The organism is Liquorilactobacillus sicerae (genome assembly GCF_029916425.1).
Taxonomy (GTDB): domain Bacteria; phylum Bacillota; class Bacilli; order Lactobacillales; family Lactobacillaceae; genus Liquorilactobacillus; species Liquorilactobacillus sicerae.
The window spans coordinates 1-445 of record NZ_JAHAVQ010000249.1 but is presented as its reverse complement, the minus strand read 5'-3'; the positions used below and the strand labels follow the sequence as shown (position 1 = coordinate 445).

Annotated in this window: 1 protein-coding gene and 1 pseudogene; both read right to left on the bottom strand. The window is 30.6% G+C overall.

Going from position 1 to position 445, the window contains the following annotated elements; translation table 11 throughout:
• Nucleotides 1–188 (bottom strand): annotated as a pseudogene (locus tag KH893_RS12280) (YihY/virulence factor BrkB family protein); the annotation flags it as partial.
• A 67-nt stretch (nt 189–255) separates the two neighbouring features.
• Nucleotides 256–445 (bottom strand): helix-turn-helix domain-containing protein (locus tag KH893_RS12275; protein WP_281166337.1); only part of this gene is annotated, 190 nt, incomplete at its 5' end.

Genomic DNA, 445 nt, shown 5'->3' with positions numbered 1-445 from the left:
AGAATCGTATTAACACTGATTTTTAGGTGTGCCAGCAAATTTCCAAGTATCAGGATAATCGGCGGCAAAGAAAGCAATAAGTAATAGGACAAAATTATCGCATTATTATTAATATTTCCTTGCTGATAATATTTCTTAAATAATTTAGCCCAATGCAGAAAATTGTTAAACAATTTATGTTTGTCCATTGAGCTCCCCTTTAATTTATCGAAATAGAAAATTCTTTTCGATAACTTAACCTAATTATATAAGTATCTAATCAGGCCCGTTTATTCTATTTTTAGCATCTAATTGTTGACGATAATCTGTTGGGACGGCTTTATAAATTCGTTTAAAAATTCTTACAAAAGCTTTTTCATTTGGGAAACCAACTTGACCGGAAATTACCAGAATCGATTTTTTTGTGTTTGTCAAAAGCTGATAAGCTTCATTAAGACGAACCAAA